The sequence below is a fragment of the Streptomyces muensis genome, from assembly GCF_021474425.1.
Classification (GTDB): Bacteria; Actinomycetota; Actinomycetes; order Streptomycetales; family Streptomycetaceae; genus Streptomyces; species Streptomyces muensis.
This window is the reverse complement of the sequence record NZ_JAKEIP010000351.1, coordinates 1-6,797: the sequence shown is the minus strand read 5'-3', so window position 1 is coordinate 6,797 and position 6,797 is coordinate 1. Positions and strand designations below refer to the sequence as shown.

Here is a 6,797-nt window from a genome sequence, read left to right as displayed (position 1 = left end):
CGGCCTCCCGTTTATAAAACCGGTTTTGGGGGGTTGGTTTTGGTTTTCCCCACCCGCCCCCGGCCCGGCCGTCGCGGGTGCCGGAGGCCAGTTCCACCGCCTCCACCGTGCCGTCGCCCGCGTACGCGGAGGCGACCAGACCCTCGCCCAAGCGGTCCACGGCCTGATGGTGGTAGGTCGGCACCGAGGTCTCCTCCGGCACGACAGCGGCGTACAGACTCCCCGGCACCGGCTTCACGGTGTGGCGGCCGAAGACGCCCACGACCTCGGCATGACCGTCGATGTGCTGGACGAGCGTGCCGCCGAGCGCGACGTTCAGGAGCTGCATGCCACGGCAGATCCCGAGCAGGGGCAGGCCCGCGGTCAACGCCGCGTCGATCAGGGCCAGCTCCCACGCGTCCCGCGCCCGCGCCGGCGGCCCGGTCCGCGGCCCACGTTCCGCGCCGTAACGGACCGGCTCGACATCGGGCCCGCCCGCGATGACCAGCCCGTCCAGCCGAGCGACCGCCGCGGCGGCGTGACCCGGGTCGTCCGGCGGCAGCATCGCGGCGAGCCCGCCGGCCCGCTGCACGAGCCGCGGGTAGCCGACGGGCAGCAGCGCGGCGTCCAGCTCCCACACGCCCCACCGCGCACCCGACTCCAGATAGGTGCTGACACCGATCAACGGCCTGGCCACAGCAACTCCCTCACAGCCCGCGCCCTCAGTCCCGTGCCAACTCTGCCTCGGCCGCGGCCAGCGCCGCGAACTCCTCCTCCGGCGCCTTCGCCACCAGCCGCCTACGGCTGTAGAGGCCGAAGTAGGCGAGGGCCACCACGTACACCGCCAGCGCGATCAGCGCCGCCGTCACATCGACCAGGAAGGTGGCCACGAGTGCCGCACAGGCCAGCACCAGGGCGACCGAGGAGGTCAGCACCCCGCCCGGCGTGCGGTACGGCCGGGCCAGCTCCGGCTCCCTGCGGCGCAGCACGATGTGCGACAGGGACATCAGCGCGTAGGAGATCGTCGCGCCGAAGACCGCGATGTTCAGCATCCGGGCGCCGTCGCCGGACACCGCCGCGAGCAGGAAGCCGATCGTGCCGGGTACGAGCAGGCCCAGGTACGGCGCCTTGCGACGGCTGGTGAGGGACAGGAAGCGGGGCAGATAGCCCGCGCGGGACAGGGCGAAGAGCTGGCGCGAGCCCGCGTAGATCAGGGAGAAGAAGGAGGCCACGAGGCCGGCCAGGCCCGCGTAGTTCACGATCCGGCTCAGCGTGGTCGCCTCGCCGTTCGGCTGCAGCGCCTCCACCAACGGGTTGCCCGCCTCCTGGACCGCCGCCGAGCCGCGGGCACCGGCCGCCGCGAAGAAGGTCACCACCGCCAGCACCACCAGGATGCCCATCGACCAGCGGATCGCCTTCGGCAGCGTACGGGCCGGCTCCTTGGTCTCCTCGGCTGCCAGCGGCACCCCCTCCACGCCCAGGAAGAACCACATGCCGAACGGGAACGCCGCCCAGATGCCGAGCAGACCGTACGGCAGCCAGGAGTTCGACCCCGCCGCCGACGTGTCGACCGGGATGTCGTCCAGCGAGCCGAATGAGAACTCCGGCAGGGCCGCCAGCGCGAACACGATCAGGGCCGCCACCGCGATGCCGGTGACGACGAAGCTGAAGCGCAGCGCCTCGCCGACGCCCCAGAGATGGATGCCGAGGAAGATCGCGAAACAGACCAGGTACATCGGCCAGCCGGACTCCAGGCCGAACAGGCCCAGCGACTCGACGTAGTCGCCGATGAAGATGACGATGGCGGCGGGCGCGAGGACGTACTCGATGAGGATCGCCGTACCGGTCAGGAAGCCGCCCCACGGGCCGAGCGCCCGGCGGGCGAAGCCGTAGCCGCCACCCGCCGTCGGCAGGATCGAGGACAGCTCGGCCAGCGCGAACACCATGCAGGCGTACATCGCGCCCATGAGCACCATGGCGATGGCCAGGCCCCCGAAGCCGCCTTCGGCCAGGCCGAAGTTCCAGCCCGAGTAGTCGCCGGAGACGACGTAGGCGACACCGAGACCGGTCAGCAGCACCCAGCCGGCGCTGCCGCGGCGCAGGGTTCTGCGTTCCAGATAGTCGTCCGCCTCGGGGGCGGGTGTACTGGTGGATTCCAGGGACATGGGCAGACTCCCCACGGGGCGGCGGACAGGAGCTCTTTCCGGGCACGGTGGGGTCGACCGAGCTCCGGTTCAATGGAGTGGATCCATACCTTTGCGGGGTCGACGGCGGGAAGGCAATACCCGTGCGTTAATCGCCCGTAAAACCTCACCCGTGAATCCCCGGCTCGGCCCGCCCGGGAAGGTCTGACTCGGCCCGCCCGTGAATCCCTGACTCAACCCAGGAAGCCCCGCAGCAGCGCCGCCGTCCCCCCGCAGTGCTCGCGCATGATCTCCCGCGCGCACTCCGCGTTGCCCTCGATCACGGCTTCCACGAGCGCGGTGTGCTGGCGTTGCGAGTGCTCCAGGTTGCGTACGAGGAGCGGGATGCAGTCGAGCAGGTCGTTGACCGTCGCGCGCACCGCCGCGTACTGGGCGGTGAGCGTGGGGGAGCCGGACAGCTCGGCGAGCGTCAGATGCAGCAGGGTGTCCAGGCGGCGGTACTCGGCGAGCGGGGCGTCGTGCGTGCGGGACAGGGCCTCACGGAGCCGGTCGGCCTGCTCCTCGCCCAGCCCGTGCGCGGCGCACAGCCCGGCCGCGCCCACCTCCAGCACCTCGCGGAAGCGCAGCGTGTCCTCGACGTCGACGTCCTTCAGGCGGCGGCGCAGCTCCTCCTCGCCGGGTGTCTCGGGGCGGGGCAGCACGAACGTGCCGCCGTAGCGTCCGCGCCGCGACTCGACCAGGCCCTGGTCCTGGAGGACCTTCAGCACCTCGCGCAGGGTCACCCGGCTGATCCCCAGCCGGTCGGCCAGCTCGCGCTCGGCCGGGAGCCGCTCGCCGCCCGGCACCAGGCCGAGCCGGACGACCTGGAGGATCTGCTCCAGGGCCTCCTCGAATCCGTTGCCGGCCCGCACCGGCCGCAGGACCGACGTCAGCCGGTCGTCGGCCCCGGGTGCCCCCGAGCCCCCCGGTGCCCCCGACGCTCCGGATGCCTCGGACATCCCGTGTTCCGTGCCCGCCTGCGACATATGGCCGTACCCCCTTCCCAAGCAATGGTCATCAGTCATACCTTATGGCTCCCGGCTGACCGAAGTAGCCCAAGGAGGCTCTCCCGTGGCAGACCGCACACCCCCGCTGAGCGTCGAGGAGCTGCACGCCCTCGTCGCGAGCGGTGAGATCGACACTGTCGTCCTGGCCTTCCCCGATATGCAAGGGCGGCTCCAGGGCAAGCGGTTCGCCGCCCGCTTCTTCCTCGACGAGGTGCTCCACCACGGCACCGAGGGCTGCAACTACCTCCTCGCCGTCGACACCGAGATGAACACCGTCGACGGCTACGAGATGTCCTCCTGGGACCGGGGCTACGGCGACTTCGCGATGCACCCCGACCTGGCCACGCTGCGCCGCGTCCCCTGGAACGCCGGTACGGCGATGCTCGTCGCCGACCTGGCCTGGGAGGACGGCTCGCCCGTGGTGGCCGCCCCCCGCCAGATCCTGCGCCGCCAGCTGGAGCGCCTCGCCGAGCTCGGGTACACGGCCAAGGTCGGCACCGAGCTGGAGTTCATCGTCTTCAAGGACACCTATGAGCAGGCCTGGGACGCCAACTACCGCGGGCTCACTCCGGCGAACCAGTACAACATCGACTACTCGGTGCTCGGCACCGGACGGATCGAGCCGCTGCTGCGCCGTATCCGCAACGAGATGGCGGGCGCCGGCCTCACCGTCGAGTCCGCCAAGGGCGAGTGCAACCCGGGCCAGCACGAGATCGCCTTCAAGTACGACGACGCCTTGGTCACCTGCGACCAGCACGCCATCTACAAGACCGGCGCCAAGGAGATCGCCGCCCAGGAGGGCGTCTCGATCACCTTCATGGCCAAGTACAACGAGCGCGAGGGCAACTCCTGCCACATCCACCTCTCGCTCGCCGACGCCTCCGGCGACAACGTCATGGCTGGCACCTCCGCCGACCCCGGCGGCATGTCCGAGGTGATGCGGCACTTCCTCGCGGGCCAGCTGGCCGCCCTGCGGGACTTCTCGCTCCTCTACGCCCCCAACATCAACTCCTACAAGCGGTTCCAGCCGGGCTCCTTCGCCCCGACCGCCGTCGCCTGGGGCCACGACAACCGCACCTGCGCCCTGCGCGTCGTCGGCCACGGCCGCTCGATGCGCTTCGAGAACCGGCTCCCCGGCGGCGACGTCAACCCGCACCTCGCCGTCGCCGGACTGGTCGCCGCCGGCCTGTACGGCATCGAGCAGAAGCTGGAGCTGCCCGAGCCCTGTCCCGGCAACGCCTACGCCGCCGACTTCGAGCACGTCCCCAGCACGCTCCGCGAGGCCGCCGAGCTCTGGGAGAACAGCCCGATCGCCAAGGCGGCCTTCGGTGACGAGGTCGTCGCCCACTACCGCAACATGGCGCGCGTCGAGCTGGACGCCTTCGACGCCGCGGTGACCGACTGGGAGCTGCGCCGCTCCTTCGAACGCATGTGAGGCCCTTCTTGTCCGACCAGCTCCTCTCCGACCAGCTCCAGGTACTGAATCCGGCCACCGAAGAGGTCGTCGCCACCGTCCCGGCCGCCAGCGCGGCCGACGTGGACGCGGCGGTCGTACGCGCCACGAAGGCGCAGACCGCGTGGGCCGCGCTCGCGCCCGGCGACCGTGCCCGTCTCCTGCGCCGGTTCGCCGTCGCCGTGGACGAACACCTCGAAGAACTCGCCCAGTTGGAGGTGCGGGAAGCCGGGCACACCATCGGCAACGCCCGCTGGGAGGCGGGCAACGTCCGCGATCTGCTCGACTACGCGGCCGGGGGAGCGGAACGGCTGACGGGCCGGCAGATCCCGGTCCCCGGTGGTCTGAACGTCACGATCCTCGAACCGCTCGGCGTCGTAGGCGTGATCGCCCCCTGGAACTTCCCGATGCCGATCGCCGCCTGGGGCACCGCCCCCGCGCTCGCGGCCGGCAACGCGGTCCTCCTCAAGCCCGCCGAGACGACCCCGCTGACGGCACTGCGGCTGGCGGAACTGGCGTTGGAGGCCGGACTTCCGGAGGGGGTCTTCCAGGTACTGCCCGGCCACGGCCCCGTCGCCGGCAACGCCCTCGTCGAGCACCCGGGCGTCGCGAAGATCGTCTTCACGGGGTCAACGTCCGTGGGCAAACAGGTGTTGGCGAAGGGTTCGGCGCTGCTCAAGCGCGTCACCCTCGAACTCGGCGGCAAGAGCCCCAACATCGTCTTCGCCGACGCCGACCTCGAAGCCGCCGCGGCCGCCACGCCCATGTCCTTCCTCGACAACTCCGGCCAGGACTGCTGCGCCCGCACCCGCATCCTCGTCCAGCGCTCCGCCCACGACCGCTTCCTCGACCTGCTCGCCCCCGCCATCGAGGCGGTGACGGTCGGCGACCCGGCCGACGAGCAGACGCAGATGGGCCCTCTCATCTCCAAGGTCCAGCTGGAACGGGTGCGTGCGTACGTCGACCAGGGCGCCGAGGGCATCCGCGGCAAGGCCCCCGAAGGCCCCGGCTTCTGGTTCCCGCCGACCGTCCTCACCGGCGTCGACGCCCACGCGCGCGTGGCCGTCGAGGAGGTCTTCGGCCCCGTCGCCGTCGTCCTCCCCTTCGACGACGAGGCCGACGCCATCCGGCTCGCCAACGCCACCGACTACGGCCTCTCCGGCTCCGTCTGGACCCGGGACGTCGGCCGCGCCCTGCGCGTCTCCCAGGCCGTGCGGGCCGGCAACCTGTCCGTCAACTCCCACTCCAGCGTCCGCTACTGGACCCCCTTCGGCGGCTTCAAGCAGTCCGGCATCGGCCGCGAACTGGGGCCGGACGCCCTGACCGCCTTCACCGAAACCAAGAACGTCTTCATCAGCACGGAGGCCTGAGCCGCTCATGACCGAAGAGAACATCTGCCGCCGCCTCGTCGGCCGTACCGCCGTCATCACCGGAGCCGGCAGCGGCATCGGTCTCGCCACCGCGCGCCGCCTCGCCTCCGAGGGGGCCCACGTCGTCTGCGGCGACGTCGACGAACAGCGCGGCAAGGCCGCCGCCGAGGAGGTCGGCGGGACCTTCGTCAAGGTCGACGTCACCGACGCCGAACAGGTCGAGGCGCTGTTCAAGACGGCGTTCGACACCTACGGCAGCGTCGACATCGCCTTCAACAACGCCGGTATCTCACCGCCCGACGACGACTCCATCCTGGAGACCGGCCTGGAGGCCTGGAAGCGCGTCCAGGAGGTCAACCTCACCTCCGTCTACCTGTGCTGCAAGGCCGCGATCCCCTACATGCGGCAGCAGGGCAGGGGCTCCATCATCAACACGGCGTCCTTCGTGGCGAGGATGGGCGCGGCGACCTCCCAGATCTCCTACACCGCCTCGAAGGGCGGCGTCCTTGCCATGTCCCGTGAACTGGGCGTGCAGTTCGCCCGCGAGGGCATCCGCGTGAACGCCCTCTGCCCGGGCCCGGTCAACACCCCGCTCCTGCAGGAGCTGTTCGCGAAGGACCCGGAGCGCGCGGCCCGCCGCCTCGTCCACATCCCGCTCGGCCGTTTCGCCGAGGCCGAGGAGATCGCCGCCGCCGTGGCCTTCCTCGCCAGCGACGACTCCTCCTTCATCAACGCCACCGACTTCCTGGTCGACGGCGGAATCTCCGGCGCCTACGTCACCCCTCTGTAACCCGCTCCCCTCGCC

Annotated in this window: 6 protein-coding genes; 3 read left to right on the top strand and 3 right to left on the bottom strand. The window is 71.1% G+C overall.

Annotated features, from left to right (window positions below; genetic code table 11):
- From L0P92_RS40495 to L0P92_RS40485, 3 genes are all read right to left on the bottom strand, one after another.
- Positions 1-676 (bottom strand): gamma-glutamyl-gamma-aminobutyrate hydrolase family protein (locus L0P92_RS40495; RefSeq protein ID WP_234768138.1); only part of this gene is annotated, 676 nt, incomplete at its 3' end.
- A 25-nt stretch (positions 677-701) separates the two neighbouring features.
- A complete protein-coding gene (gene eat, locus L0P92_RS40490; RefSeq protein ID WP_234768137.1) occupies positions 702-2,144 on the bottom strand; it encodes an ethanolamine permease in 1,443 nt (480 codons plus the stop codon).
- A 212-nt stretch (positions 2,145-2,356) separates the two neighbouring features.
- A complete protein-coding gene (locus tag L0P92_RS40485; protein ID WP_234768136.1) occupies positions 2,357-3,121 on the bottom strand; it encodes a FadR/GntR family transcriptional regulator in 765 nt (254 codons plus the stop codon).
- 112 nt (positions 3,122-3,233) lie between these two features.
- On the opposite strand from L0P92_RS40485, the gene L0P92_RS40480 reads away from it, so the two are divergent.
- From L0P92_RS40480 to L0P92_RS40470, 3 genes are read left to right on the top strand one after another with little or no spacing between them, the layout of a single operon-like run.
- Positions 3,234-4,604, top strand: coding sequence for a glutamine synthetase family protein (locus L0P92_RS40480; protein ID WP_234768135.1), 1,371 nt, complete (start codon positions 3,234-3,236; stop codon positions 4,602-4,604).
- Positions 4,605-4,612: 8 nt separating this feature from the next.
- Positions 4,613-5,992, top strand: a complete 1,380-nt coding sequence (locus L0P92_RS40475; RefSeq protein WP_234768134.1) for an aldehyde dehydrogenase family protein — start codon at positions 4,613-4,615, stop codon at positions 5,990-5,992.
- Between the two features lie 7 nt (positions 5,993-5,999).
- Complete coding sequence (locus tag L0P92_RS40470) at positions 6,000-6,782, top strand: 3-oxoacyl-ACP reductase (RefSeq protein ID WP_234768133.1); 783 nt, start codon at positions 6,000-6,002, stop codon at positions 6,780-6,782.
- The last annotated feature ends 15 nt before the right edge of the window (positions 6,783-6,797 follow it).